Origin of the sequence: Paraburkholderia sp. SIMBA_053 (genome assembly GCF_046534895.1) — a bacterium.
Classification (GTDB): Bacteria; Pseudomonadota; Gammaproteobacteria; order Burkholderiales; family Burkholderiaceae; genus Paraburkholderia; species Paraburkholderia caledonica.
In genome coordinates this window covers 1-252 of record NZ_JAWRXU010001225.1, presented here as the reverse complement: position 1 = coordinate 252, position 252 = coordinate 1, and the positions used below count along the sequence as shown (strand labels likewise).

Genomic DNA, 252 nt, shown 5'->3' with positions numbered 1-252 from the left:
GCCAGGTGCTGAAAATCCTCGCGACGCATCCCGATGCCGTCGTGGTCGGCGCGGCCGGCACACCCGCCGCACTGCCGCCGAAGACGCTGCGCGAGCGCGGCTACAAAGGGCTGATCTATCACAATCACGGCGTGGGCAACAACGACTTCCTGCGCGTGTGCGGCGCCGACTGCAACGGCACGTTCCTGCCCGCGAGCCCCGTGCTGGTGGCGGCGCAATTGCCGGCGGATCATCCGGCGAAGCGTCTTGCAC

Annotated in this window: 1 pseudogene; it reads left to right on the top strand. The window is 68.7% G+C overall.

Annotation, left to right across the window (positions count from 1 at the left end):
• Positions 1 to 252, top strand: a pseudogene (locus tag SB753_RS39535) (branched-chain amino acid ABC transporter substrate-binding protein); the annotation flags it as partial.